At 45.0% G+C, this 25628-nt stretch carries 28 protein-coding genes; 20 read left to right on the top strand and 8 right to left on the bottom strand.

Annotated features, from left to right (window positions below; translation table 11 throughout):
* Positions 1-21: 21 nt before the first annotated feature.
* From B5G11_RS03735 to B5G11_RS03720, 4 genes are all read left to right on the top strand, one after another.
* Positions 22-1224 (top strand): saccharopine dehydrogenase family protein, encoded by a 1203-nt coding sequence (locus B5G11_RS03735; RefSeq protein ID WP_087166825.1) that lies wholly within the window; start codon positions 22-24, stop codon positions 1222-1224.
* A gap of 9 nt (positions 1225-1233) precedes the next feature.
* Positions 1234-2355: a carboxynorspermidine decarboxylase gene (gene nspC / locus B5G11_RS03730; RefSeq protein ID WP_087252224.1), complete on the top strand. Its 1122-nt coding sequence runs from the start codon at positions 1234-1236 to the stop codon at positions 2353-2355.
* Positions 2356-2430: 75 nt separating this feature from the next.
* Positions 2431-3024, top strand: a complete 594-nt coding sequence (locus B5G11_RS03725; protein WP_087166827.1) for a TetR-like C-terminal domain-containing protein — start codon at positions 2431-2433, stop codon at positions 3022-3024.
* Between the two features lie 14 nt (positions 3025-3038).
* Positions 3039-3461: a hypothetical protein gene (locus tag B5G11_RS03720; protein WP_144289668.1), complete on the top strand. Its 423-nt coding sequence runs from the start codon at positions 3039-3041 to the stop codon at positions 3459-3461.
* Between the two features lie 89 nt (positions 3462-3550).
* Here B5G11_RS03720 and B5G11_RS03715 read toward each other — a convergent pair whose 3' ends face one another.
* From B5G11_RS03715 to B5G11_RS03685, 7 genes are all read right to left on the bottom strand, one after another.
* Entirely contained in the window at positions 3551-4882 is a 1332-nt protein-coding gene (locus B5G11_RS03715; RefSeq protein WP_087166828.1) for a hemolysin family protein, read from the bottom strand.
* A gap of 362 nt (positions 4883-5244) precedes the next feature.
* Positions 5245-6900: an ABC transporter ATP-binding protein gene (locus B5G11_RS03710; RefSeq protein WP_087252223.1), complete on the bottom strand. Its 1656-nt coding sequence runs from the start codon at positions 6898-6900 to the stop codon at positions 5245-5247.
* Positions 6897-8630 (bottom strand): ABC transporter ATP-binding protein/permease, encoded by a 1734-nt coding sequence (locus tag B5G11_RS03705; RefSeq protein ID WP_087252222.1) that lies wholly within the window; start codon positions 8628-8630, stop codon positions 6897-6899. Before B5G11_RS03705 ends, B5G11_RS03710 begins: the two co-directional genes overlap by 4 nt.
* 1 nt (position 8631) lies before the next feature.
* Positions 8632-8982, bottom strand: coding sequence for a nitrous oxide-stimulated promoter family protein (locus tag B5G11_RS03700; RefSeq protein ID WP_087166831.1), 351 nt, complete (start codon positions 8980-8982; stop codon positions 8632-8634).
* The gene (locus B5G11_RS03695; RefSeq protein WP_087166832.1) at positions 8979-9368 is read right to left on the bottom strand and encodes a YbaN family protein; all 390 of its coding nucleotides are present in this window, start codon (positions 9366-9368) and stop codon (positions 8979-8981) included. Before B5G11_RS03695 ends, B5G11_RS03700 begins: the two co-directional genes overlap by 4 nt.
* Before the next feature lie 182 nt (positions 9369-9550).
* Positions 9551-10375 carry a hypothetical protein gene (locus B5G11_RS03690; RefSeq protein ID WP_087252221.1) on the bottom strand — a complete coding sequence of 275 codons (825 nt, stop codon included), beginning with the start codon at positions 10373-10375 and terminating at the stop codon, positions 9551-9553.
* 99 nt (positions 10376-10474) lie between these two features.
* A complete protein-coding gene (locus B5G11_RS03685; protein ID WP_087166834.1) occupies positions 10475-10816 on the bottom strand; it encodes a hypothetical protein in 342 nt (113 codons plus the stop codon).
* Between the two features lie 77 nt (positions 10817-10893).
* On the opposite strand from B5G11_RS03685, the gene B5G11_RS03680 reads away from it, so the two are divergent.
* From B5G11_RS03680 to B5G11_RS03605, 16 genes are all read left to right on the top strand, one after another.
* Positions 10894-11568 (top strand): metallophosphoesterase, encoded by a 675-nt coding sequence (locus B5G11_RS03680; RefSeq protein WP_087252220.1) that lies wholly within the window; start codon positions 10894-10896, stop codon positions 11566-11568.
* A gap of 60 nt (positions 11569-11628) precedes the next feature.
* Entirely contained in the window at positions 11629-12651 is a 1023-nt protein-coding gene (locus B5G11_RS03675; protein ID WP_087252219.1) for a hypothetical protein, read from the top strand.
* Between the two features lie 9 nt (positions 12652-12660).
* Positions 12661-14535 (top strand): SEC-C metal-binding domain-containing protein, encoded by a 1875-nt coding sequence (locus B5G11_RS03670; protein ID WP_087252265.1) that lies wholly within the window; start codon positions 12661-12663, stop codon positions 14533-14535.
* A gap of 283 nt (positions 14536-14818) precedes the next feature.
* On the top strand, positions 14819-15532 hold the full coding sequence (locus tag B5G11_RS03665) for a metallophosphoesterase (protein WP_087166838.1): 714 nt from the start codon (positions 14819-14821) through the stop codon (positions 15530-15532).
* A 113-nt stretch (positions 15533-15645) separates the two neighbouring features.
* Complete coding sequence (locus B5G11_RS03660; RefSeq protein ID WP_242958905.1) at positions 15646-16530, top strand: hypothetical protein; 885 nt, start codon at positions 15646-15648, stop codon at positions 16528-16530.
* 197 nt (positions 16531-16727) lie between these two features.
* Complete coding sequence (locus B5G11_RS03655) at positions 16728-17048, top strand: multidrug transporter (protein ID WP_087252218.1); 321 nt, start codon at positions 16728-16730, stop codon at positions 17046-17048.
* Between the two features lie 226 nt (positions 17049-17274).
* Entirely contained in the window at positions 17275-18570 is a 1296-nt protein-coding gene (locus B5G11_RS03650) for an ATP-binding protein (RefSeq protein WP_330677532.1), read from the top strand.
* Between the two features lie 179 nt (positions 18571-18749).
* Positions 18750-19244: a hypothetical protein gene (locus B5G11_RS03645; RefSeq protein ID WP_087252216.1), complete on the top strand. Its 495-nt coding sequence runs from the start codon at positions 18750-18752 to the stop codon at positions 19242-19244.
* Between the two features lie 10 nt (positions 19245-19254).
* Positions 19255-19746: a plasmid pRiA4b ORF-3 family protein gene (locus B5G11_RS03640; RefSeq protein WP_158099203.1), complete on the top strand. Its 492-nt coding sequence runs from the start codon at positions 19255-19257 to the stop codon at positions 19744-19746.
* Between the two features lie 60 nt (positions 19747-19806).
* Positions 19807-20316 (top strand): YkgJ family cysteine cluster protein, encoded by a 510-nt coding sequence (locus B5G11_RS03635; protein ID WP_087166843.1) that lies wholly within the window; start codon positions 19807-19809, stop codon positions 20314-20316.
* 34 nt (positions 20317-20350) lie between these two features.
* The gene (gene thpR, locus B5G11_RS03630) at positions 20351-20836 is read left to right on the top strand and encodes an RNA 2',3'-cyclic phosphodiesterase (RefSeq protein WP_087252214.1); all 486 of its coding nucleotides are present in this window, start codon (positions 20351-20353) and stop codon (positions 20834-20836) included.
* Between the two features lie 196 nt (positions 20837-21032).
* Positions 21033-21293, top strand: coding sequence for a type II toxin-antitoxin system prevent-host-death family antitoxin (locus tag B5G11_RS03625; RefSeq protein WP_087166845.1), 261 nt, complete (start codon positions 21033-21035; stop codon positions 21291-21293).
* On the top strand, positions 21283-21597 hold the full coding sequence (locus B5G11_RS03620) for a type II toxin-antitoxin system RelE/ParE family toxin (RefSeq protein WP_087166846.1): 315 nt from the start codon (positions 21283-21285) through the stop codon (positions 21595-21597). The genes B5G11_RS03625 and B5G11_RS03620 overlap by 11 nt, the downstream gene beginning before the upstream one ends.
* Positions 21598-21688: 91 nt before the next feature.
* Complete coding sequence (spoIIID, locus tag B5G11_RS03615; RefSeq protein ID WP_087166847.1) at positions 21689-21946, top strand: sporulation transcriptional regulator SpoIIID; 258 nt, start codon at positions 21689-21691, stop codon at positions 21944-21946.
* A gap of 291 nt (positions 21947-22237) precedes the next feature.
* The gene (locus B5G11_RS03610; protein WP_087166848.1) at positions 22238-23461 is read left to right on the top strand and encodes an ATP-binding protein; all 1224 of its coding nucleotides are present in this window, start codon (positions 22238-22240) and stop codon (positions 23459-23461) included.
* A gap of 89 nt (positions 23462-23550) precedes the next feature.
* Positions 23551-24480 carry a carbohydrate kinase family protein gene (locus B5G11_RS03605; protein ID WP_158099202.1) on the top strand — a complete coding sequence of 310 codons (930 nt, stop codon included), beginning with the start codon at positions 23551-23553 and terminating at the stop codon, positions 24478-24480.
* A 191-nt stretch (positions 24481-24671) separates the two neighbouring features.
* Here the strand turns inward: B5G11_RS03605 and B5G11_RS03600 are convergent, their stop codons facing one another.
* Positions 24672-25511 (bottom strand): C39 family peptidase, encoded by an 840-nt coding sequence (locus tag B5G11_RS03600; protein WP_087252213.1) that lies wholly within the window; start codon positions 25509-25511, stop codon positions 24672-24674.
* Positions 25512-25628: the final 117 nt, after the last annotated feature.

Below are 25628 nucleotides of genomic sequence, written 5' to 3'. Positions count from 1 at the left end.
AAGTAGAAGGAGGAACTTATCATGGGAAAAGTACTTGTAATCGGATGCGGCGGTGTCGCAGGAGTAGCAATTCAGAAATGTGCGCAGAATGACGCGGTGTTTGACGAGATCTGCATTGCAAGCCGTACAGTATCCAAGTGTGACGCGCTGAAAGAAAAACTGGAAGGAAAGACAAAAGCAAAAATCACAACCGCGCAGGTGGACGCGGACAACGTGCCGGAACTTGTGGAGCTGATCAAGAAGGTACAGCCGGACGTCGTGCTGAACCTGGCGCTTCCGTATCAGGATCTGACAATCATGGATGCCTGCCTGGAAACCGGCGTACACTATGTGGACACAGCAAACTATGAGCCGGAAGATACGGCAAAGTTTGAATATAAATGGCAGTGGGCGTACCGCGAGAAATACGAAAAAGCAGGAATCACGGCCCTTCTTGGAAGTGGATTCGATCCGGGCGTGACAAGTGTATTTTCCGCTTATGCGCTGAAACACTATTTTGACGAAATCAACTACATTGATATTCTGGACTGCAACGGCGGAGATCATGGATACCCGTTCGCAACCAACTTTAACCCGGAGATCAATATCCGGGAAGTGTCCGCAAAAGGCTCCTACTGGGAGGATGGACACTGGGTAGAAACCGAGCCGATGGAAATCAAAAGAGAGTATGATTTCCCGGAAGTAGGAAAGAAGGATATGTACCTTCTGCACCATGAAGAGATCGAGTCTCTGGCACTCAACATCCCGGGTATCAAGAGAATCCGTTTCTTCATGACATTCGGACAGAGCTACCTGACTCACCTGAAATGTCTGGAAAATGTAGGAATGACATCCATCGAGCCGATCATGTACGAAGGAAAAGAGATCGTACCGCTTCAGTTCTTAAAGGCTGTCCTTCCGGACCCATCCACTCTGGGACCGAGAACAAAAGGAAAGACCAATATCGGATGCATCTTTATCGGCAAGAAGGATGGAAAAGAGAAGAAACTTTACATTTACAATACGTGCGATCATCAGGAATGCTACAAGGAAGTAGGTTCCCAGGCGGTTGCCTACACGACAGGTGTTCCGGCCATGATCGGTGCGATGCTTGTGATGAACGGTACCTGGCAGAAACCGGGCGTCTTCAATATGGAAGAGTTTGATCCGGATCCGTTCATGGATGCACTGAACAAATGGGGACTGCCGTGGAAGATCTGTGAGAACCCGGAACTGGTAGATTAGGGCGCGGCCATGAGAAAAGAAGAACTTCGCACGCCGTGCTATATTGTACAGAAAGAAAAGCTGGAAGCGAATCTGCGGGTATTAAAGCAGCTTCGCGAGGAGACCGGGTGCCGGATCCTGCTGGCCCAGAAGGCATTTTCCATGTATTCACTGTACCCGCTCATCGGGGAATATCTGGACGGGACGACGGCCAGCGGGCTTTATGAGGCCAGACTGGGGGCGGAGGAGATGGGGAAGGAAAACCACATCTTCTCCCCTGCTTACCGGGAGGAAGAGTTTGACGAGATTCTTTCCCTCTGCGGACATATTGTTCTGAATTCCCCGGCCCAGATCCGAAAATATAAAGACCGGGTGAAAAAAGCAGGGAAAAGTCCGGGAATCCGGGTAAACCCACAGTGCTCCACCCAGGAGGGGCATGATATTTACGATCCATGTGCGCCGGGATCACGCCTTGGAACAGTGAAGGAACAGTTGACGGAAGAACTGATGGACGGTATTGAAGGCATTCATTTCCATACGCTCTGCGAGCAGAATTCCGATGATCTGGAAGTGACGCTGCGGGCGGTGGAGGAGCAGTTCGGGGCGTGGCTTCCAAAGATGAAGTGGATCAATTTTGGCGGCGGCCACCATATTACAAGAAGCGATTATGACATTAAACGGTTAAAGAGGTGCATCTGCCATATGCAGGCAACATACGGACTGGAAGTCTATCTGGAACCGGGGGAGGCCGTCGCGCTGAATGCGGGGACGCTTCTGACGGAGGTGCTGGAGACAATGGAAAACGGCATCCGGATCGCCATTCTGGACACTTCCGCAGCATGCCATATGCCGGATGTACTGGAAATGCCGTACCGTCCGCCGCTGAAAGATGCAGGCCTTCCGGATGAGAAGCCTTACACATTCCGTCTTGCCGGCCCGACCTGTCTTGCGGGAGATGTGATCGGTGATTATTCTTTTGACCATCCGATCGCACCAGGGGAATGGCTGGAATTTCAGGATATGGCAATCTATACGATGGTAAAAAACAATACCTTTAACGGGATGAAACTTCCGGATATCGTATTGGAAGATCAGGGAGACTATCAGATCATCCGAAGCTTTGGATACGACGAATTTAAACGTAGACTCTAAAAAATAATAGACATAGTGTTGCATTTCAAGTCTTTTTATATTATAGTGAAAGAAGAAAAAGAGGAGGATGCCGGCATGACAGGACAGAAAGTGGATAAAAGAGTTGCGAGAACCAAGACAAGATTAAAAGAAGGTCTGGCAGATCTGATGACGGAAAAAAGTATTCAGGAGATTACGGTAAAAGAGCTTGTGGCCCATGTCCACATCAACCGTTCTACTTTTTATCTGCACTACTCTGATATTTCCAACATGCTTGAAAATGTGAAGCAGGAGCTGATAGAGGAGATTGCCGAAGTGATGGAAACTTATCCGCCGGAACCATTTTCCGAGCAGAGTGTTCTGTTTATGAAGGACATCTTCTTTTCTCTCGGGAGAAACCGCAAACTGTATCGATCTCTTATGGGAGAAAACGGGGATCCGGCCTTTGTTCAGGAGGTAGAGGATCTTGTCGGAGAGAAGTGCCTGACCGGACTGAAGCGCCAGTTCCCGAATGAGATGAATGTATTGAAATATTCCTACCGGTTTTGTCTGTCAGGCTGTGTCGGGCTCATCCGCTACTGGCTCCAGAAAGATCCGGAGGAATCGGAAACGCCGGAAGAGATGGCAGATATTGCATTCCGCTTTATTATGAGCGTGATCCGCGATACGCACCCAAGAGTCCGGAGATAACAGGGGGGACGAAGATGCAGATTGAGACGTTGAAACAGGCGGGAGCCATTTATCTGGAACAGATCCAGGAAGGATTTGATCAGTGCGACTGGGTAGAATTCATACTGGATGCCGGGGAAGCTGTGGATAAACTGTCCGCAGAATGGGAGGCATGTGGAAAAGAGAATGCCTGGGCGGATTTTTATTACTTCACTCTTCCCGATGAGGCGAAGGAAAAGATCAGGGAAAGCCTGACGGAAGAGGAAAACAGGTACCTAAAAGAGCTGGAAGCGGAGGAAGACGGTATCATTTTTCCGCTGGAGGAACGGCTTCTGAGGCTGCTTGCGAAGCTGAATGAGACCGAGATGCTCTTTTCCACCTTTTACTTTACTAATCCGGCAAGCACCTGGTGGGGAAATTACCGGAAAAACTATGTGGTGTTCCGGGAAAAGAAATGAAAAAGCAGCGATGAGAGTGAATAGAAAAAACAGATAAGGAAAGGACATGGAGCATTTTCCGGCTCCATGTCCTTTCTGTCTGTGACTCTTTATTCTTCTTCCGGTTCTTTTTCGACCTTTGATACAAGTGCGGACTGGATTCTTCTTCTGGAGATCGCATCTACGTGGATGTGAATATCCCCGACATCCAGATCGACAGTTGTACCATCTTTCGGGATCGTCTTCAGGTTGCTGAACACCATTCCGCCAAGTGTGGTATAGTCGGAAGATTCCGGGAGATCGATGTCCAGTTCTTTTGCGATGTCATCGACATCTGCGGTTCCGGTGACTCTCCAGAGATTTTCTTTGAGCTGTTCGATCTCCGCCGGTTCGTTTTCATCAAATTCATCGTAGATATTTCCAAAGATTTCTTCCACCAGGTCTTCCAGTGTTACAATACCGGAAGTATCGCCGTACTCGTCAACCACGATTGCAATGTGCAGTTTCTGCTTCTGCATATCACGGAAGAGCGTGGATGCATGAACCGTTTCCGGGATAAAGTATGCCGGACGCAGAAGTTTACGGATGTTCGTTTTCTCACCGTTGGCGCGGGAAAGCAGGAATGTACGCGCATTAAGTACACCGATAATGTCGTGGAGATCATTCTGGTATACAGGGTAACGGGAAGTACCGGATTCCGTAATAAGCTGCGTGATTTCTTCATCGGTAGCATCCGCTGAGATGGCGATGATCTCAGATTCATGTGTCATACAGTTCCGGACAATGGTGTCATTAAATTCCAGCACATTCTGGATCCATTCTTTCTCATCGCTGTCAATCGATCCGTTCTCTTCTCCGAGCTCTACCATGAGACGAATCTCATCCTCCGTTACGGTCTCTTCTTCCGCTTCCGTCTTCATACCAAACATCTTCAGTACAAGATTGGTAGAAAGAGAAAGAAAGGCAACTGCCGGCTTCATAATCAGAGCAACAAAAGAAACTACACGATAGACAAATTTTGCTACAGCAAAGGATTTCTGCATGGCAATCCGTTTTGGAACCAGTTCACCGAAAATCAGTGTGAAATAGGAAAGAATAATGGTGATCACGATAACGGAGAGTGTATCCAGTACTGAGACCGGGAGAGAATGAAATCCCAGGTCTTTGTATACCCAGTCTACCAGATAGCCGGAAAAGTTGTCCGCGGCAAACGCACTGCCGAGGAATCCTGCCAATGTAATTCCGATCTGGATGGTTGAGAGAAATCCGGAAGGCTCTTCCACCAGTTTCAGAAGACGGGCACAGGTTTTATCGCCGTCCTCCGCCGATTTCCGAAGTTTGGAGGCATTCAGTGAGATCACTGCGATCTCCGCCGCCGCAAAAAATGCATTTAAAAAGATAAGAATGACCTGCAGCAAAAGCTGGGGTAATATAGAATTCATAAATCAGTTCTCCTTTATTCATCATATTGTCTGTAAAAATGTAAAAGCTTCAAATGCCGGTAAAATACAGGCGCTGTCATAGCCGAAGCCGGATAAAAAAACACAAAAAGGCATAGCCTGTTGTTTCATGAAACGACAGACTATACCTCATATCCGGATTTATGTTCATTTTTACAAAATTATGATGCTCAGAATCACCGTCGCTTGAGTCGTCCATAAAAATGTAATACATCCTTTCTGAAAATAATCATCTGTTACTGACAGATGTCGAGATGATTATATAGGATGGCGGTGAAAATGTCAATAGCGCAGTCTGAGAGTTCTCATACGACGCGTATCCGGAACCGGTTCAGGTTCAGGCATCAGGAAACCCGACCGGACATTTCATAGACCTTTTCGGCAGCCGCCATGGTGGACTCGCGGTGGGAGACGATGACGATTGTTTTGTCCCTGCCCAGATCTTTGAGAGATCTCAGAATGATGCTTTCGTTGAGGGAATCCAGGTTGCTGGTCGGCTCGTCCAGAAGGATGAGCGGAGCATCGTGGAGAAAGGCTCTTGCCACCCCGATCCTCTGCTTTTCTCCGCCGGAGAGAGTATCTCCGAGTTCTCCGACCATGGTGTCATATCCATTCGGAAGGCTCATGATAAACTCATGGAGTGATGCCTTTTTCGCGGCTTCCTCGATTTCAGCCCGGGACGCGCCCGGCTTTGCGACCGCGATATTGTTGGCAATGGAATCGTGGAAGAGACTTGTCTCCTGAGTGACATAACTTTCCATATCCCGGAGGTCTTTCGTGTTGATCGAAGCAAGCTTTCGTCCGCCGATCTGGATGGAACCGCTGTCCGTATCATAAAAGCGCATCAGAAGTTTGAGAAGCGTGGATTTTCCGGAACCGCTCTTTTCATGCAGACCGATCCGGCTTCCCTTTGGTATGGAAATGGAATAATCGGAGAGGATCTGTTCCTCCTCGTACGCAAAGGAAAGATTCTGACATTCGACAGACCCGAATTCAGACGGTTCTTTTCCGGTGACTTCTTCAATTTCCGGTTCTTCTTCCAGAAGAGACAGAACACGTTCGCCGCTTGCAAGTGTCTGCATCAGATTATTGGAAAGTCCGGACAGCGCCACGACCGGGCCAAAGGAGCCCATCATCAGAATCGTACACAGAAAAGCGCCTTCCATATCCATCCGGCCTTCCATGCACATCCATGCGCATAAGAAGAGCATCCCGAAAGAGAAGAACAGGATCAGAAGACTTGTCAGTCCTCTCTGTTTTCCTTCCAGTTCTTTCATCACAGTCTGTTTCCGGTTGAGTTCCTTGCTCCGCGCTTCCAGTTCTTCCATCCGTTTTTTACCGCAGCCGTACTGGATTGTCTCATCCAGTCCCCGAAGGCTGTCCAGAACAAAACTGTTCAGCTCACCGAATTCATTCCGGAATGCCATTCCGGATCCGGCACCTTTCCGTGAATTCCACACCGGAATGAGAACGCCGACTGCCACATAGCCGCACAGCGCAAAGATTCCTGCCGGGATGCTGTAGCGGAAGAAAAAAACTTCCATGATCAGGCAGGTCAGCACGGCAATGGCAATCGGTGAAATGGTGTGGGCATAAAACACTTCCAGAAGTTCAATGTCCGTCGTCAGGATGGAAATCAGGTTTCCTTTATCCTTCCCGTCCAGCTTTGCCGGACAGAGACGGCGGAGGGCGGCAAAGACCTTATGACGGATCAGCGCCAGCAGCTTGAACGCAATATAGTGGTTGCATGCCTGTTCACCGTAGTGGAGAATGCCTCTGAGAATGGCAGCAGCCCCAAGACAGAGAAACAGAAATCTCAGTGAAAATCCGCCCGTCAGACCGGAAAGCTTCAGAATTCCGGCGCCGGCCATGACCGTAAGGAAAATGGCGCACAGATAGCCTGCCACTCCCAGAAGGATGGCCGCAAGCATGACATGGAGCAGAGGACGTACCAGTCCGATCAGCTGTCCCATGATTTTGATTCCGCTTCGTCGTTTCATGATTCAATCCCCCTTATCCTGCATAAATCCTGCTGTTTTTTGAACATGGCCGCATAACTGCCGTTTTGCAGCATCAGTTCTTCGTGTGTGCCGCTCTCGGAGATTTCCCCTTTTTCCATCATGTAGATGCAGTCGGATGCCGTCACATTGGCCAGACGGTGGGAAATAAAGAGAATGGTCTTTGTCTTTGCGAGTTCTCGGACCACTTCCATGATCTGGTCTTCGCTTTCTACATCAATATTCGACGCCGCTTCGTCGAGAATGTACATTGGCGTATCATGGAGAAGGGCTCTTGCAATGGCAAGACGCTGTCTCTGACCGCCGGAGAAATTGCTTCCCTGCTCCTCAAGCACCGTATCCAGTCCGTTCTGGTTTTCCAGAAATTCCAGAAGACGCACTTTCTGAAGCGCATCTTTCATCTCGGAATCGGACGCATCAGGATTTCCCATCCGGAGATTGTCCCGGACCGTTCCTTTAAAGAGATAACTGTTGTGGCGGATCAAGGTGACGGCATGCATCAGATTCTCCTCACGGATTTCGGATACCGGAATTCCGTTGATCCGGATCCGGCCGCGGAAGTTCTGGATCTTCCCGGTCAGAAGAGCGGCGGCAGTACTTTTTCCACAGCCGGAAACACCGACAAGGGAGATAAAGCTGCCTGCCGGAATGGTCAGGGAAATATCCTTTAATACCGGTTTCTCTTTTTCATAGGAAAATTCTACGTGGTCAAAGGATACCTGTACCGGACCGGCCTCCAGATGTTTTGTTCCGCTCTGTCCTTCCTCCAGATCCAGAATCCGGAAAATCTTGTCACTTGCCGACATTCCGTTCATGGCAATGTGGAAGAAAGAACCAAGGAGTCGGAGAGGAATGAAAAATTCCGATGCCAGAAGGATAATGGTAAATGCTCCGGCAAAGCTGACGTGTCCGTCCGCGTATTCCAGTACGGTGACGATCATTCCGATGGCCGCGCCGCCGTAGGCGACAAGATCCATCACACTGACAGAATTCAGCTGCATGGTCAGTACCTTCATGGTAATCTTGCGGAAGCGCTCGGCCTCCTCGTCCATCTCACAGGATTTCATTCCGTCTGCCTGATAGATTTTCAGAGTTGTCAGTCCCTGCAGATTTTCCAGAAAACTGTCGCCGAGCTCCGTGTAGATTCCCCAGTATTTATTCAGCAGTTTTTTGGCGAATTTCTGCACCGCCACAATGGATACCGGAATCAGCGGCACACAGATCAGAAGAATGAGGCTTGCCTTGAGGCTGACAGGCGCCAGCACAAGAAACAGTGTGACCGGAGCCAGAAGGCTGTAAAACAGCTGCGGAAGATATTTTCCATAGTAGATCTCCAGCTGTTCCACCCCTTCGGTGGTTACCTGTACGACCTCGGAAGTCGGTACCTTTTCTTTATACGATGCACCGATCCGCAGAAGTTTTTCATAAATCTGACGGCGCAGTACAAGTTTGACATCGGAACTTGCCTTTCCTGAAGCGATGGCGGCCATTTTTTCGCAGCCAAAGCGGACAAGAAGCGAAAGAACCGCAATGACGGCGGTCCGGATCCAGATTCCCTGATTCAGTGTGCCGTCCATCAGACTTTGCAGAAACGTGCCTGCCGCAAAGATAGCCGCAATCTGAAACAAAAGAGCGATCCACTGCCAGAGAATATTCTGGATAATATATTTTTCAGATCCCTTCAAAAGCTTCATGAGCCTTGTCTTGATCATATCATTGTTCTCCTTTTAGTTTTTTTTCTTTCATCGAGCAGATCATGTGATCCACTGCCATAACGGGATGGTGCAGCAGCATCCTTGGACCGGAAAACCGCATGACTTCCCGGATCCGTTCCCGCATTTCCGGGCGGTAGCAATGCACGCGGCAGTTGCTGCAAAAGGTTTTTGATTCCATGAACGGACAATGGTCCGAGCGAAGGTGCGAGTAGGAACGAAGCTCCAGACATTCCGGGCAGAGCTGTTCCTTTGCTGTATGATGCTTTTTACGGCAGTAGAGAGCGATCATCAGATCGACGACCTGCTTTTCACGCTCTCTTTTGTCTGCCGTGCTGAGATTCTTCCTCATGACTGCTCACCCTGCGGGATAGTACGGATTTTTGTAAAAAAGTAGGTGTATTTAAAGAGGATCAGGAAAACGATGAAAAGCCTGCCCGGCAGATTTGACATCATATACATGGCGATCAGAAGCATGGCAGAAGCCGGAAGCAGAATACAGAGCTTCGTCTTCAACGTCATGGCCCGTTCCTTTACAAAACTGTCCAGATGATTCTGGTACAGACGTGTTCCCATAAACCAGCGGTGGAACCGTTCGGAGCCTTTTGCAAAACAAAAAGAGGCTACCAGAAGAAACGGTGTGGTCGGCAGTACCGGAAGTACGACGCCCACAGCGCCGAGAGCGAGTGACAAAAAGGCTGCGATCAGCCACAAAAAGCGAAAAGGATTTCGTTTCATAAATACCTCCTGATTTACTTAGCGGATAGTCTCAACTAACTTGCGAACCTATCCTAGCATAGGAGGCAACAGGATTTCAAGCAAAAAAAATGTTCCGGGGACGGAACATTTTGGAAAAGGATCTGGAAAACAGTCTGTTTTCTGCGGGTCCTGATTGTTCCACCCCTGGAACAAAAGGCTGTTTATTTAAAAATCATGATCATTCGAGCGCGGCTCTTTGGCATATGCACCGGTCCGACAGAGCAGGTAAACTCCATCTCCACACTGGCCTGCAGGATCCGCTCCTCCTCCCGGTAAAAGAAATCCAGAGGCTGGATCGGAAAGACAAATGCATCCTCCCGGCGTCCGCATGGCCGGGAAACGCCGTGGATGAGACAGGAGAGGCTGTCCACCTGCCCACGCATCCGCATGCCGCGGACACGGGAATCCTGTTCCACCTCCCGGATTTTCAAAAAGACCTCGCCTTTTCCTTCCTGAATCCGGAGCAGCCCGGGATGGAAAAAACCCTGATCCGCCATGGAAAGCTGTGCTTCTTCTTTCCAAACCTTGTAGATAGAAAAGGCGAATTCGTACTCCCCGTCCGGAAGCTGGAAGCAGAGCCGGTCTCCCGGAATTTCAGTAACAGATTTCAGGGAAGCAAAGAAAATGGAAAGACGGTGCCGGGAATACAGTTTTTTTCGGGTGTCCGTCGAAAGCGCACAGACAGTCCGTCTGGCTTCCGCTTCTAACAGGTCACCCTGCAGAAAAATCTCCGACTGTAACCATTCTTTCATCTGGTCAACTTCCTGCCGGAGAGCACGGGCTGTCTTTTCGCCGTCAGGGGATAACATTGTTTTCCCAGGTTCCGCCACGTAGCCCATCTCAAAAAAGGCACCCAATGTCCGGCTGAACGTGGATTTGGCAACACCGCAGGCTTTTGCAGCCGCAGTTACGGACAGGGGATGAGTTTTCCTGTCATATAAAAACAGCAGATATTTGATTTTCTCTTCTGTAAGATTTTTGGCCATGCCGTCTCACCTCATTTGGTTAGCAATATCTAACCAAAACAGTAGCATTGAAACAACCGGATGTCAATTCTTTTTTGCCCGAAAGCAACATACTGTGGACTATGACATCATTACAAGCCGGGCCACAGCAATCGGATCATCCTCAGAGAAGCCCTGAGCACAGTATAAAATCGTGTGGACATAGTCTGCCTCCAAAGACAGTGCAAGTGCGATCTCTTCTACAGATTTTCCTTCTCCATAGACAGAAAGAACCTGTTGAACATCAGAAATGGTTCTGGCAAGCGCCGGATCCTGAGTCTCATCTGAACTAGCGGATGGAATTTCGTCTTCAGGGAGCATGAAATCTTCCAGTTTCAGCTCTTTATTCTCCTCGTTTTCCTTGTAATATTCTTCGGACAGCTCCCAGTCCGTCATATCAAATGAATTTTCTTTGTCAGCCATGGAAAAACCTCCTTTAAAAATAGGTGACTTTATTGTAATATGAACAACAGAAGAGTGCAAGGAAAAGAGGCGATACGATGAGGTATTACATTGCGGACTGCCACTTTTTCCATCGGGGCCTGAATGAAAAGATGGACAAGAGAGGCTTTGCGGATGCGGAAGAGATGAATGAATATATGATCCAGAAATGGAACAAGAAAGTACGGCCGAAAGATGAAGTTGTCATTCTGGGAGATTTCTCCATGGAAAAAGGAGAACGGACTAATGAGATTCTGCGGAGACTTCACGGAAGGCTGTATCTGATCGAAGGAAATCACGATTATTATCTGAAGGATTCTGACTTTGAACGAGAACGTTTCGTATGGATCCGGCCTTACGCAGAAATGAAAGACAACAAACGGAAAGTCATTCTCTGCCATTATCCGGTCTTCTGCTATCACGGACAGTACAGGAAAGACCAGGAAGGAAACGCGCGTACCTACATGATGTACGGCCATGTCCATGACAGCTTTGATGAAGTACTGGTATCCCGATTTGTCCGGGAAACCGGGGAGACAAAAAGGGTCAATATGTACACAAAAGAGGAGGAGACGATTCCGTGCAACATGCTGAACTGCTTCTGCATGTATTCCGACTACGAACCTCTCTCTCTGGACGAATGGATAGAACATAACAGAAACAGGAGGGCAAAACAGGGAGGCAGCGAGGAAACCGCACAAGGGGATGGCGCGCCGGAAAAAAGAATGGTATAGTAAATGAGGAAGACAACGAAAATCAAGCGATCAGAAAGCAGCAGACGGAGGAAAAAAACGATGCGCAAAGAAGCAGCTTTAAAGATGTGGTGGGAACTGTACGAAGCAGCCTGCCGGATAGAAGAATTGAAACCATGGGAGTACCTGACAAAGGATCAGTATGTCGTCATTCAGTTAAAAGATGAGAAAGAACCGGTCTTTCTCCGTATCCTTGGTAACGGACAGGGAGAGGAAAAAGAGATCCAGATTTATCCGGGATTCAAAGGATGGCAGGATCTGACCATGATTGCGGAACTGGGAACCGGAATGGAAGAATATCTTTCCGAAGATTATGCCATGGCGGACCGCCGCGCTTTGATCTGCAGATACGGAAAGAAGTCAGACATGATGTATTCACAGCAGGAGGTTTCAAAGGCATTGAATCTTCCGATGGCAAAAGAAGAGATGTGGCCGAATTTTATCTCTTACCGTTCCAGATACATTCCATTTTCACCGGATCAGGACGAGGTGCTTCTGATGACAGAGGCCATCCGAAACCTGTTTATGTGCATCCGGGCGCTGGAAGAAAAGAAGCTTCCAATGAAGTGGGAGGAAAATGAACGGCTCTGCCGGATTTTCAATGTAGAGACCGGACTCTGGAACATGTTCCCGGCAAAGATTTCGAAACAGACCAGGCCATACATGGGAATGCAGATTCAGAAAGAAGAATTAAAAGAAGAACTGAAAAATACTCCGGAAAAAGAGCAGAATGTTCAGATTGATTTTTACTATACTCATATCGCAGAAAGCGACGAAGAGGCGGGAAGACCGAGAAATCCATTTCTGTTCGTTGCGGCGGACGAAAAGACCGGAAAAATCATAACCCGGTATTTCCTCAAACCGGAGGAGACAGAGCTGTCTGTGGTATCCAATTTCCTCTTAAGCCATCTGAAACAGCAGGGAAGAATGAGAAAGATCACTTCCGGAAATCCGTGGATCATCAAGGCGCTGGAACAGATCTGCCAGGAGCTGGGGATTGAGACGGAATTAGGAAGAACGGAAGTGCTTGAGGAACTGATGAAGAAGATTGAAAACCGGATGTAGGAGATACAGATGAAAACATTTCAGATAAAATTGGCGGAAAAGAAAACAAAACCACCGGTATGGAAGCGGTGTATTGTGCCGGGAGGCATTACCTTTTCACAGCTTGCCGTGATTCTGGAGGCAATAGCGGAGACAGAAGTTTCAGAACAGTATGAATTTGAATTTTACCAGGCCGGAATTCAGTTAAGAGAGTGGAGAGAGGGCGAACAGGCAGTCAGAAGATATAATTTTGATTACTGGTGTTCTTCTGATACTTATATTGACGATCTCATGGGGAGGGAACCATGGTTTACATTCCGGACAGGAAAAGAAAAGGAATATCGTGTTACGATTGAAAAATGTGTCACGGACGAGAAACCATATCCATATATTCTCAAACAAAAAGAAAGTCCGGACAGCAGGACATGGATGGACGTGGAGAAAGCGAATCAGGAGCTTCGCGGACAGTTTCAGGTGACTTATGGAGATCCGGATTACCGGACATTTGACGAGTTGAAACAGGAGATGAAAACGGGTAGTTTCGGACTCAGGGGAGCAGAAAAACCTGTGAGCCGTGCAGAACGCAATGAGAAATCCTCAGAGACAAAGCTGCGGGAGTTTGCGGATCTTTTGCAGAAGCATCTTGCAGAAAACAGGAATGCGCAGGAACGATATACACGAAATCCTGAGATGGCAGAAATTATGTCCTCCTGGACGAAAGAAGAACTTAAAAGTCTGGCAGAAGACCTGGAATTAAAAGGATATCATTCTTTAAAAAAGGATATTCTGGTCGGCAAAATCAAGGAAGAACTTTTGAAGCCGTCTGTGATGGAGAGACAGATGATGATGTTCAGTGATGAGGAAATTGCTGCATTTGAAAGCGTACTGAAAACAACGGGATATTACCCGGTCAGAAAAGATCTGGAATTGCTGGAGGGATTTTATAATCTGGCCTATGCGGGAATTTATAATGACAATTTCTCCGCAGTTCCGGATGAGGTAAAGAAAATATACAAAAAGGTTAATACACCAAAATTCCGGAAAAAGAGGAAAAGAGCCTTTTGGATGATACGGTGTCTTACAATGGTAATTTTTCTCTACGTCCTGGCACCTATCTCTGTTATAAAGGAAATGCTGGTGAAATGTCTGGGCGAAGATATCAGTGAAGAGGAATTTCGGGAGATTTTTGCATGGATTCCAGATTATCAGAATCCTTGTGTCATCCGTGGAGAGTGGGTTATATACAAAGAAGTTCTACCGCAGGGGCTTTATAATAAGATCAAAGAAAGCCAGGGAGACCTGGAATATTATATTCCGGAACAGGAAGAGATTCTGGATTATACAGGACATGGATATCCATCCAGAGATACCTGCTGCAGGAAGGTAAAAGAGTTTCTCATAAAACGGATGAAGATCGAGGAAGAACAGACAGAAAATCTGATGCAAGGTATATATAGCAAGATATCTTTAGGTGGCGGGCCATCTGATGTGACAGAGATTTTTGAGGAAGAAGGAATCATATTTCCGGATGAAACTACGGTCAGGGATTTCATAGCTTTGCTGATAGAATTGAATAATAGCACAAGAATGATCCAAAACCGAGGCTGGACTCCGAGCGAGATGACAAAGAAAAGGCCGGTACTTCCCGAAGGGCAGAAACCGACCATTGTCCCGATGAGCAGTCTGGCAGCGGAACAGCTTAAGCAGGCATCGAATGAACTTCAGCAGATGGGATTTACCGTTGATCTGGATTCCGGAGCAGATGAAGTGGAAACTGTTTTTATGCCGGATGGAATTGCTGGACATACCGTGAAAGGGACAAAAAAGATTTATCCGAATGATCCGTGCCCGTGCGGAAGCGGAAAGAAATATAAGAAATGCTGCGGGAAAAGTAAGAAGGGATAAAGAAGAGAAATAGAGGCGTATTGTACAGGTGGCACACCGAAGTCAATACGCCTTTTCTGCTTTATTTGATGACAAATGCGGCTGGAAACATCAGCACTTTTCTCAGGGTCATGCTATGTTCTTCTTTCTTATAAGAATAAGACACCGGAAACCAGACAGGTGTAGACATTCTACACAAATTTAGCGAAAAGAATGGAATAAGTCAGAAGGCTATTATATAATTTACCTTTAGGGAAAATGCTTTGGGATTGTGTCAGAAAATAACTCAGAAAAGGGGATTGTCATGAAAGTATTAGTGATACCAGATGTTCACCTGAAACCATATTTGTTTACTCAGGCGTCATCCATTCTGGAGAGCGGTGCTGCCGACCAGGCGGTCTGCCTGATGGATATTCCGGACGACTGGGGACAGGAACATCATATTGAACGATATGTAGAAACGTATGATGCTGCGATCGCATTTGCAAAGAAGTATCCGGACACACTCTGGGCCTATGGAAATCACGATCTGTGTTATATGTGGAACGAACGGGAAAGTGGATACAGTGTAGCGGCTGCCTGGACAGTAAGAGAAAAGCTGATGGAGCTAAGACGTGCACTGCCGGAAGGAAACGAGATCCGGTACATTCAGAAGATTGACCAGGTGCTGTTCTGCCATGGCGGCGTCCGGGACGAATTTGTAAAGGGAACGGTAGAAGCGGAAAAGTATGATGACGTGGACGAAGTGGTGCGCACGATCAATGAGTTTCACCACGACCTGATGTGGAATGATATCTCTCCGATCTGGTACAGACCGCAGTATTCCAGCTGGAAAATGTACGGGGAGGATCAGGTGCTTCAGGTGGTTGGGCACACTCCGGTAGAAGCGATCTACAGAAGAGGAAATGTGATATCGTGTGATGTCTTTTCCACATACCGGGACGGAAGCCCGATCGGATCCCGGGAATTTCCAATTATCGATACAAAGACATGGGAATTTCATGGAGTAAAACATTGACTGCACGCAGCGTGCAGGACTAATGTAGGAGCAGGACGAAAGTGTACCAGGTGTCTGGAAGTTCTGAACTCCCTGAACGGGCGGGGAAACAAAGGATAAAGGAGAGAGAAAAAGTGACAAATCTTATGAGAAAGATGAACGCAAAAAAAGTAACGGCAGTCATCGTACTGCTCGTAGTCATGATTTTGTCTATGACAGTCGTTTCAAAAGTGGCAGGTGATCCGGAAAATCATAGGAAGACGATCGAATCATTGGATGAAAAGAAGGAAGATGTTCTGAAACTGACAGCAACATCCGCAGCGGCATCGACAGCTCTCGCCGCCATTCCTGGTGATGCGACAACACCGGTGGCAAATAAGCTGGCGGATCTGACATCGTATTTTCTGATTATTTTGATGGTAGTCTTTCTGGAAAAATATCTGGTCACTCTGACCGGCTATGCCGCATTTACCATTTTGATTCCGATTGCATGCGTATTGCTTGCTGCCGGAATCTGTGCAAATAAGGCGGTACTGAAAATGCTGGCAGCAAAAATCGCACTGTTTGCTGCCGTGATCTTTCTTGTAATTCCATTTAGCATGAAGGTCTCTTCGATTATAGAAGACACATACGAGATATCTATGGAAGAAACAGTGAAAGGGGCGGAGGATCTCACAGATGAAATCAATGAGAACACGGATTCCGAAGGCAATATCATCGAGAAAGCGCTGTCAAAGATCAAAGACGGAGTAACCGGACTGCTGGATAAAGGGGAACAGATCCTGAATCAGTTTATTGAGACGATTGCCGTTATGCTGGTAACATCCTGTCTGATTCCGATTCTTGTACTCGTCTTTATGCTCTGGTTCATAAAGATGCTGTTCGGAATCCAGATCAATGTGCCAAAAGATATGCCAAAACGGATCGCGTCAAAAGTCCCGGGACAGAAAAAGGTGGGTGCCAAATTGCAGGATAAGGTCAGTGCTTCAGAAGAGACAGATGGAAGGACGGATGCATAGCTATGATGGAACGATGAAAGAAATGACATTTGATTTTGCGGCAAAAGATATCAGGGGCAATTGGAAAGGTTCGCAGGAGACAGTGATAGTGATATCGAGTCAGAGTAGAATTAGTAGTATGGGTGTGATAAAATATATTTTGTATTAATTTTACAAACGATCTATGCTATCTTAAACGTAAGAAAGAGGTGTCTGATATGAACAGATTTTCTGAAAAAGATTGGAAATTATTTCGGAGAAAAATTGTCGGATGGCAGGAAGCATATATGGATAAATTGAATAAAGAATATATCGAAATTCTTAGCGGTGAGGGAGATCCATCTGATAAATTCTGGAAGCTCGAGAAGCGAATCAAAGAGGATAAAAAGAATTGTGGAGTACAGTGTGAAATGAGCAGGTCCAATCAGTTCTATATTATAATGTCTTTGTTGAATGAAGGTGCGATTGTGTTGGAGGATCTTGATGATTTTAGTGATGATTTGAAAGATACAATTAAATTTTTTTACAGAAATACATAAACAAAGTTTGTGGGAGATTATAGAATTATAGTCCTATAATCTCCCATATTTTCTATATTTACAAGTTTCTTATACTATGATAATTATTTTGCGAATTGGAAAATGCTTACCTGGAGTCTATCTTCTATGCTAATGTTATGTAAATGAATAAAAATGGAAAATGTGTCAAAAATATTCAATGGAGGGTTGCAAATGGTTGATGCAAAGCATAATATAATGAGTAAAAATGGTAAATGTGTCAAAAATATTCAATAAAACGAGGTGGCATATGGAAATTAAGAGAGACAATTATTTAGAAGCTCTAATAAATCGAATGCATAATCATATGATCAAAGTAGTGACCGGGGTCAGAAGATCGGGGAAATCTTATCTGATCTTTCACATTTTCCGGCATTATCTTTTGGAACAGGGTATTCCGGAATCTCACATTATCAGCATTGAGCTGGATCAAAGAAAGCACAGACAATACAGGAATCCGGATGTAATTCTTGAATATATCGAATCCTGTATTCAGGATGAGGAAATGTATTACATTCTTCTGGATGAAGTTCAGCTTTTAAATGAATTTGAAGAGGTGCTGAACTCTCTGCTGCATATTGATAATGCAGATGTTTATGTGACGGGCAGCAATTCCAAATTCCTTTCCAAAGATATTATAACAGAGTTTCGGGGCCGGGGAGATGAGATTCATATTTTTCCGCTGACATTTTGGGAGTTTATGCAGGTATATGAAGGGGATATGTACCATGGGTGGGCAGATTATATCCTGTATGGAGGGCTGCCTTTGACTGTGACTATGAAGACAGAGGAACAAAAGGTTTCCTATTTAACACGGCTGTTTGAGGAGACATATCTGAAGGATATTATAGAACGACATCACATTGAAAAAACACAAGAACTGGAGGACTTGGTTAATATTTTGGCTTCAGCTATCGGTTCGCTTACTAATGTACCTAAAATTGAAGCAACATTTAAAAGTGTGCTTGGATCAAACATTAGTGGAAATACAATCCGCCAGTATATTGAATATTTGGAGGATGCTTTTATTGTACACAAAGCAAATCGCTATAATGTAAAGGGAAGGAAATATATAGGTACACCTGTGAAATATTATTTTGAAGATGTAGGCCTCCGAAATGCCAGATTGGGTTTCCGTCAGGTGGAAGAAACACATTTGATGGAAAATATTATTTATAATGAACTGCGCAGCCGGGGGTATTCTGTTGATGTTGGGTTAGTGGAACAACGTAAACGGGATGCTGACGGGAAAATGGAGAGAAAGCAGTTGGAAATTGATTTTGTTGCAAATATGGGAAGCCGAAGATATTATATTCAATCTGCATTTGCTATGTCAACGGAGGAAAAAAAACGACAGGAGAAGGCATCTCTGTTACAGGTTCAAGATTCTTTTAAGAAGATTATAATAGTTAAGGAAGTAATGAATGTGACCAGGGATGAAAACGGGATTACAACTATGAGTATTTATGATTTTCTGTTGAAAAAAAATAGTCTTGAACTGTAACCGTAACATAGATTTTCCAGGCATAAGTGTACTGTTTGAAAGAAACAGATGGTAAAGGAAATTATAAAAGTAAAGAAAAACAAACATTATGAGTGTTCTTGATCATAATCAGGAATTGACACGGCGAAGCTGATTTATGTAGAGCGTAAGATGAAGAAGGGATAAGGTGGTGGAAAGAAATGTATCTTCAATGTACAAAAAAGCTACTTGATAAACTGGATTCTGAAAAAATCAGGATGGTTTCGGCAGATGAATGTGATGATGGAGCAGATGGTTTTTACTCCTGGCATGTGAATTATATTACGATTAACCGGAGAAAGGTTATCGTATGCATGAATAATCTGATCCGATATCCAATTATCCTATATCGCCCGAAAGCAAAGGATATTGCACATCTTGAATCAAGAATCAAAGAAGGAATCCGTACTGCATTTTTGGAAGAAGGTATTCCTCAGGAGTTAGTGGAGGAGTATTTCAGGAATTGCGGAGATGTAAGGTTTTCAAAAACGAAGGATAGAAAATTATTGGCAAAGCTAAATCAGACTTGTCAAATCGTTCAGTATTACGCAGAACTGCTGGATGAAGATACGGTGGTACAGAACAGAGCCAGTCTGAAGTTGGGAAGATATATGGTAAAATTTGAAGGGCAGTATGAATGCCCGGCGTACATTTGAAGAACTACATATGGCGATTCAATACACTTTTGGATGGTTTGGTTATCACTTACATGAATTTTCTGTAGTGGATCAGAATTACAAAGCAGAAGAAGGGACACCGCTGTATGCATATCCAAAGAAGATCAGGATTGTGGATGGAGAAGATCCTGAAGTGGAACAGTTTTTGGAGCGGGATCGGTATGAAGTAAAATATGATACGAAGACAAGCTTGAGAGGGATTTTTCAGGAAACAGATCGGTGTATTTATACCTATGATTTTGGTGATAACTGGGAACACGAGATTATTCTGGAAAAAGTAGAAAGGAACAGCCATAATCGTATTCCGTATCTGTTGGAACAAAAAGGTGAACGGCCTCCGGAAGATGTAGGAGGAGAAGGCGGTTTTGAAGAATATATGAGAATCGTATCTGATCCGGAAAATCCAGAGTATGAGTTCATGGTTCAATGGTCGGAAAATACAAGAGCAGACCAACGGACAATTGAGGAGATTAATCGGTAGCTGAACCGGTATTATGGTTACATAGGTTTTAGATAACAGGATAAAAGAGGAGAATGAACAATGATTGCACCGAGAAAAATACGTTTTGAAGCAGGAAAAAGAAGAAATGAAAACTTTGCATTTCGTACTTATTTGAAATGCAATGCGGAGGAAGACAAATTGGATGAGCAATTTCAAAAATTGCATCAGGAGTTATTCAGAAATTATGACTGTAGCAGGTGCAGAAATTGCTGTAAGATGTATCGTGGCAGTATACCGAAAGAAGACCTGGAGCAGGACGCAGGAGTACTTGGGCTTACAAAGGAAGAACTCATAGAAAAATATCTGGAGAAAAGTGAAACGGAAGATGGATATGAAACAAAACATGTACCTTGTGATTTTCTGGATCAGAATGGGGACTGCAGATTAGGGAGTTGTAAACCGCAGAGTTGCAAAACTTTTCCCTATACAGATCAGCCGGAACGGCTTTACAGTTTGCTCAGCGTGTTAGACGTGATTGAAGTTTGCCCGGTGGCATTTGAGATTTTTGAAAGGTTGAAAAAAGAATATGGGTGGAAGTATCAGAGGTAGAAGTTTGCAGGAAAAGGGAAGAGTGGAATAGTATATGAGATTGTTTATAGCGATTCAATTATCAGAGGACATGAAAAGGGCTCTGACAGCCTGCATGAACGATTTGAAAAAACAGGGAGTGACCGGCAATTATGTACCGGCGCAGAACCTGCATCTGACATTGGCATTTATTGGAGAATATGATAAGCCGGAGCGGATAAAGGATGCTATAAACAGTATTCCGCTGCCCCGGCTTCGTCTGAAACTTTCCGAGAAAGGAAAGTTTGGGGATCTTCTGTGGGCGGGAATTCAGGAAAACCAGAAATTGAATACATATGTGAAGGACCTGCGGGCGGCTTTGAAAGAAGCAGGAATTCCGTATGCGCATGATAAGTTTATCCCGCACATCACTCTGATCCGAAAGTCCGCATCGAAGGAAACATATCAGGTGCATTTGAGAAAAGTGGAGATGAACGTAGAACGAGTAGTGCTTATGAAGTCGGAGAGAAAGAATGGGAAGATGGTATATCGGGAGATATAGGAGCGGTCTTGATCATAATACAAGAGTGGAGCAGATGACAAAAGAGGTTTTGGTTTGAGTTAATGTTGGCAAGTCCTTATGAATGATGCCCTAAAAAATAGTATATGAATATTATATTGCCTTGCAGAAATGATAAAATAATGATAAGATTAAGATAATAAAAGATGGAAATTGCGATAAGAAAGGAGAGGTTACTATGATACAGATCAGACCTGTTTCGGATTTGCGAAATAAATTTCCTGAGATTGAAATGCTTGTCAATGAGGGGCAGCCGGTATATTTGACAAAAAATGGATATGGGGCAATGGTTGTGCTTAGTTTGGAGGAATATGCAAGTCTTGTAGACAATGTGGAGATGAAACTGGATGAGGCGGACAAAATGGCAGAAACTAAGGAAGAAAGACTAAGCCATGAGGATGTGTTCAGAAACGTTAGAGGTGCAATCCATGGCAAATAAAAAATACAGACTCCAATATCTTCCTTTATTTGAGCAGGATTTGGTGCAGACGGTGAGTTACATTACAAATGTGCTAAAAAATCCCGATGCAGCGGAAAAACTTGCGAATGATGTAGAAGCGGCAATATTGGAACGTTTGGATCATCCATTGATGTTTGAACCTTATCCCTCTGCAAAAAAGAGAAAATATCCATATTATCGGATTTATGTGCGGAATTATGTGATTTATTATGTGGTTATTGGAGATGTAATGGAAGTTCGGAGATTCCTTTATGGAGCAAGAGATACGGACAGATATTTGTAGAAATAACGAGGAAGTCTCTTTTATCCGAATGTATGAATGATGACGATTTTCTCTGCATACATTGTAAAAATAGTGAGTGTAGAGGAAATCTATGAAGGAATATATCGAGGAGAGGGCGGTAGAGATCGCACATTACATCATTGATCATAATGCAACAGTGAGGCAGACGGCAAAAGAGTTCGGAGTGAGTAAAAGTACCATACATAAAGATGTTACTGAGCGTCTGCGGCAGATCAATCCCCAGCTTGCCGGTGAAGCGAGAAAGGTACTGGATTTAAACAAATCTGAGCGCCATATCCGGGGAGGCATGGCAACGCGCGAAAAATATAAAGGAAAGCATATGTATTAAAAGAGAGCTGATGTTTTTGGCTAAATAGGGTCAAAGGCATTGGCTCTTTTCTTTTTGCAAATAGACTTGTGGTGATGGACAAGAAGCCGGATGATAAGAGATGGAAGTTTTAGCGAGGTGAGAAAAAGTTACAATAAAGATAAAAGAATGGAATAGAAATGGTTTCGTAATTATCAATTTTATAATTTATAAGTAAATATATGAGAAAATTTCTCATATATTGTTTGCAAAAATGCAAAATGGAATATAATAGATGGTGAAAAGAAATATGAAATGTAGGAGGTAACTGTTATGCTATGCCAATTTACAGTCAAAAATTACAAGAGTATTCGAGATGAAGTAACATTCGACATGCAGGCTGCGGCTATTTCTGAACATGAAGATAGAATAATAAGAGATAAAGATGGAGAAATATTTTTGCCTGTTTTTGCAATATATGGCCCAAATGGCGGAGGAAAATCCAATGTATTGGAAGCGCTGCATACATTAGCAGTAAAAGTGCTTCGTCCTTTATATGCAACTGGAGACAATGAAGAACGTATTTTTCTTCAGAAAAAAATGATAATAGAACCATTTGCCTTTTCAGAGGAAACTAAAAGCGAGCCCACGGAATTTGAAATCTTTTTTCGCACAGAATTAGCAGAATATAGATATATACTGCATGTGAAAAGAGAGGTGGTTGTCTATGAAAGACTTGATCGGGTAAAAATGGATACAGGTAGGCGGTCGGCTCTTTTTGAACGTGGCGAAGAAATTATGTTAAAAGGTGCGTTTGCGAAGTTAAAGATCAGTGATGAGCTGTCTGAAACACTTCCATTATTATCTTATCTTGGAATTACTTATAAAAAGAATGAGGTAGTAAAAGACGTTTTGGAATGGTTTGAATATGGAATCGATTTCTTGAACTATGGGAATCCAATGGAAGAACTTCGTATGGCAGTATCCAGTTCGGAAGCTGTAAAACACTTGATGTTGCAGATGATCCAGGAGATGGATTTAGATATTGTAGATTTTCGTGTAGTCAAGGATGAAAATGATAGAATTGATGTATATACAAAACATATGGTAGGAGACCGTGAAACGGAATTAAATTTGCTGGAAGAGTCCAGTGGAACAAAGAAATTATTCGGTTTGATGCCTTTTATTGCAGATAGTTTATTGTCAGGAACTACCCTGGTAATTGACGAATTAGATGCCAAGATACATCCGGTATTGTTACGCTATATTATTATGATGTTCAGTAATATGAGCATTAATAAAAAGAAGGCACAATTAATCTTTACCTCTCATGATTTATCCACAATGAATAGTGAGGTATTTCGCCGGGATGAAATATGGTTTGTGGCAAAAGGAAATTCTCAGAATTCCCAATTGTACTCCTTGGTAGAGTTTAAAAATGAAAAAGGTGAATCTGTCCGTAAAGACGCAAAATTTGATAAGCAGTATCTGGAAGGTAAATATGGTGCAGATCCGTATCTTAAGCGAATCATAGATTGGGGGAAGGTTAATGCCTAAAAAAGCCAGAACGGAATCTTGGAGAAAAAAGCGTCGCCAGGAGCACTTGGAAATGAAAATTTGTAAAAATACGAAAGGAGAAATGCAAGGTGTATGATATCTCTATTATAGGTGCTGCGATTATTGATATTCTTGCTGCACCGGTAAGTGAAACAGTATTTTCCACCGGCTCTTGTCCGATGGACACGATTCAGATGTCTTTTGGAGGGGATGCGCTGAATGAGGCGGTGATCCTCAGCAGACTGGGAAAAAAGGTACAGCTGATCACAAAGGTTGGTGAAGACGAAGCCGGAAAGCGGGTACTGAATTTTATGGAAGAGAACCGGCTTTCTGTGGAGAGTGTGAAAATACAGAAAGACCTGGCAACGGGTATCAATATCGTTCTGATCAACGAAAAAGGGGAACGGCATTTCCTGACGAATCCGCATGGAAGCTTAAGAAAGCTGGCATTTGAAGATATCAACGGCTGTCTCGATGATGCGGCTCCGATTGTAAGTTTTGCGGGGATGTTCGTTTCTCCGCTGCTGAACATCGCAAAAATGAAACAGTTATTTGCCAGAATCAAGGGGAAAGATCGATTTTTGGCGGTGGACATGACAAAGGCGAAAAACGGAGAAACGCTGGAGGATATTGAAGAACTTCTTCCTTATATAGACTGTATCTTTCCGAATGAAGAAGAAATCGCTTTATTGACGGGCGAGCGGGATCCTTTTAAAAACGCAAAGCGTCTGGTATCATGCGGAGTAAAGACAGCGGTTGTCAAATGCGGGGCCGACGGATGTGTTGTAGCGGACAGGCAGGGCGTCCGGGCAATCCCGGCGGTTCCTGTGAAGGTATGTCTGGATACGACCGGAGCGGGCGATTCGTTTGCGGCAGGCTTCCTTTGGGGAATTGCGAACGGATGGCAGATTGACGAGTGTGCAAGGTTTGCCTGCGCGGCAGCTTCCTGTACCGTGGAAGCCTACGGGGCAGCAGGAGGAATTCATTCGCTGGAAGATGTGAGGAGAAGAATGAGATAGAAAGTAAAGTCACTTCGATACGGAGGAAGATGCTGATTTTCCCCGTATCGAAGTGTGTTTTGTTTAACAGGAAACTTCGTTCCCTGTTAAACAAAAACGCTCCGCGAGATGCGCACTCGCGCAAAGCAGAAATTTGTCGCTAAAGCGACCGCGCTCGGCGCGAGAGTTCCGCAAACGGAACTCTTTGTTATTTATCGGAACACCCACAGATCTTTGATCTGTCCGCTGATCTGATCGTAATCCCACAGCTTTTTGGAATTTTTCCGGCTGTTCGGATCATTGACCTTGATCTGTCCGTTTTGATACCCGGTCAGAACGATGAAATGTCCGGTCGTTGTGAAGTCTCCAGGACCTACGACAGCGACAATCGGATTTCCTACTTCCAGGTTATCGATGATCCGTTGCTCATCCAGCGGGATCTCCGTGACATCAAATCCAAGGGATACTCCTCCCTCGGAGAAGAGAGTCCAGTAGGAGCCGCTTCCATCGGAGGCATATCCGTGGGAGGAGGCAAAATCTGCCATCCAGGCAGGATTCATATTCGTGTTTCCGGTGAGGTAGATGGCTACCATGGAAAGGCAGGTTGGGCCGCAGCCGCTTAAACCGAAGAGATCTCCGGCGTACTGCTTATAACCCCAGCGCTGATCCCACTGCATGAGAAGCGGGACGGAAGACGTATTCAACGTGCTCAGGTCGATGGCAGGTGTTTCATCCTTTTTCGCCGGATATTCAAAGACAAAGTCTTTGGTTTCTTTATTCCGGTCATACAGATCGATCAGTGACTGCGGATAGTCGCTGATGTCGTATCCGTTGGCAGAAGCATACCGGCTGATTTCTTCCTCGGCGGAGCCGCCAAGGAGGGAGATGATGCCGGACACCAGTCCGGAGTCTGCGCCGGCAGAACGGTTCAGTATATAGGAGGCGCAGGCACAAAGAGCCAGAATCATGCAGAGCATAGGAAGGACAAAGTGCAGCAGGTGCCTCCGGTGTTTCCTGCGATAACGGATTGGTTTTCTTGTTCTTGTATTCATGAGAGATCATTCCTTTCTGGTAAAGTACCCAAAGTTCACATGGAAAAAGCGTGTCGGAAAATCGGAAGCGGTTTCCCTGGCACGCTTTTACTATATCAGAATGGTCGATTTGATTTT

The organism is Drancourtella sp. An57, from assembly GCF_002161525.1.
Classification (GTDB): Bacteria; Bacillota; Clostridia; order Lachnospirales; family Lachnospiraceae; genus Sellimonas; species Sellimonas catena.
The sequence above is the reverse complement of the archived record's forward strand: the minus strand, read 5'-3'. Positions and strand labels throughout refer to the sequence as shown.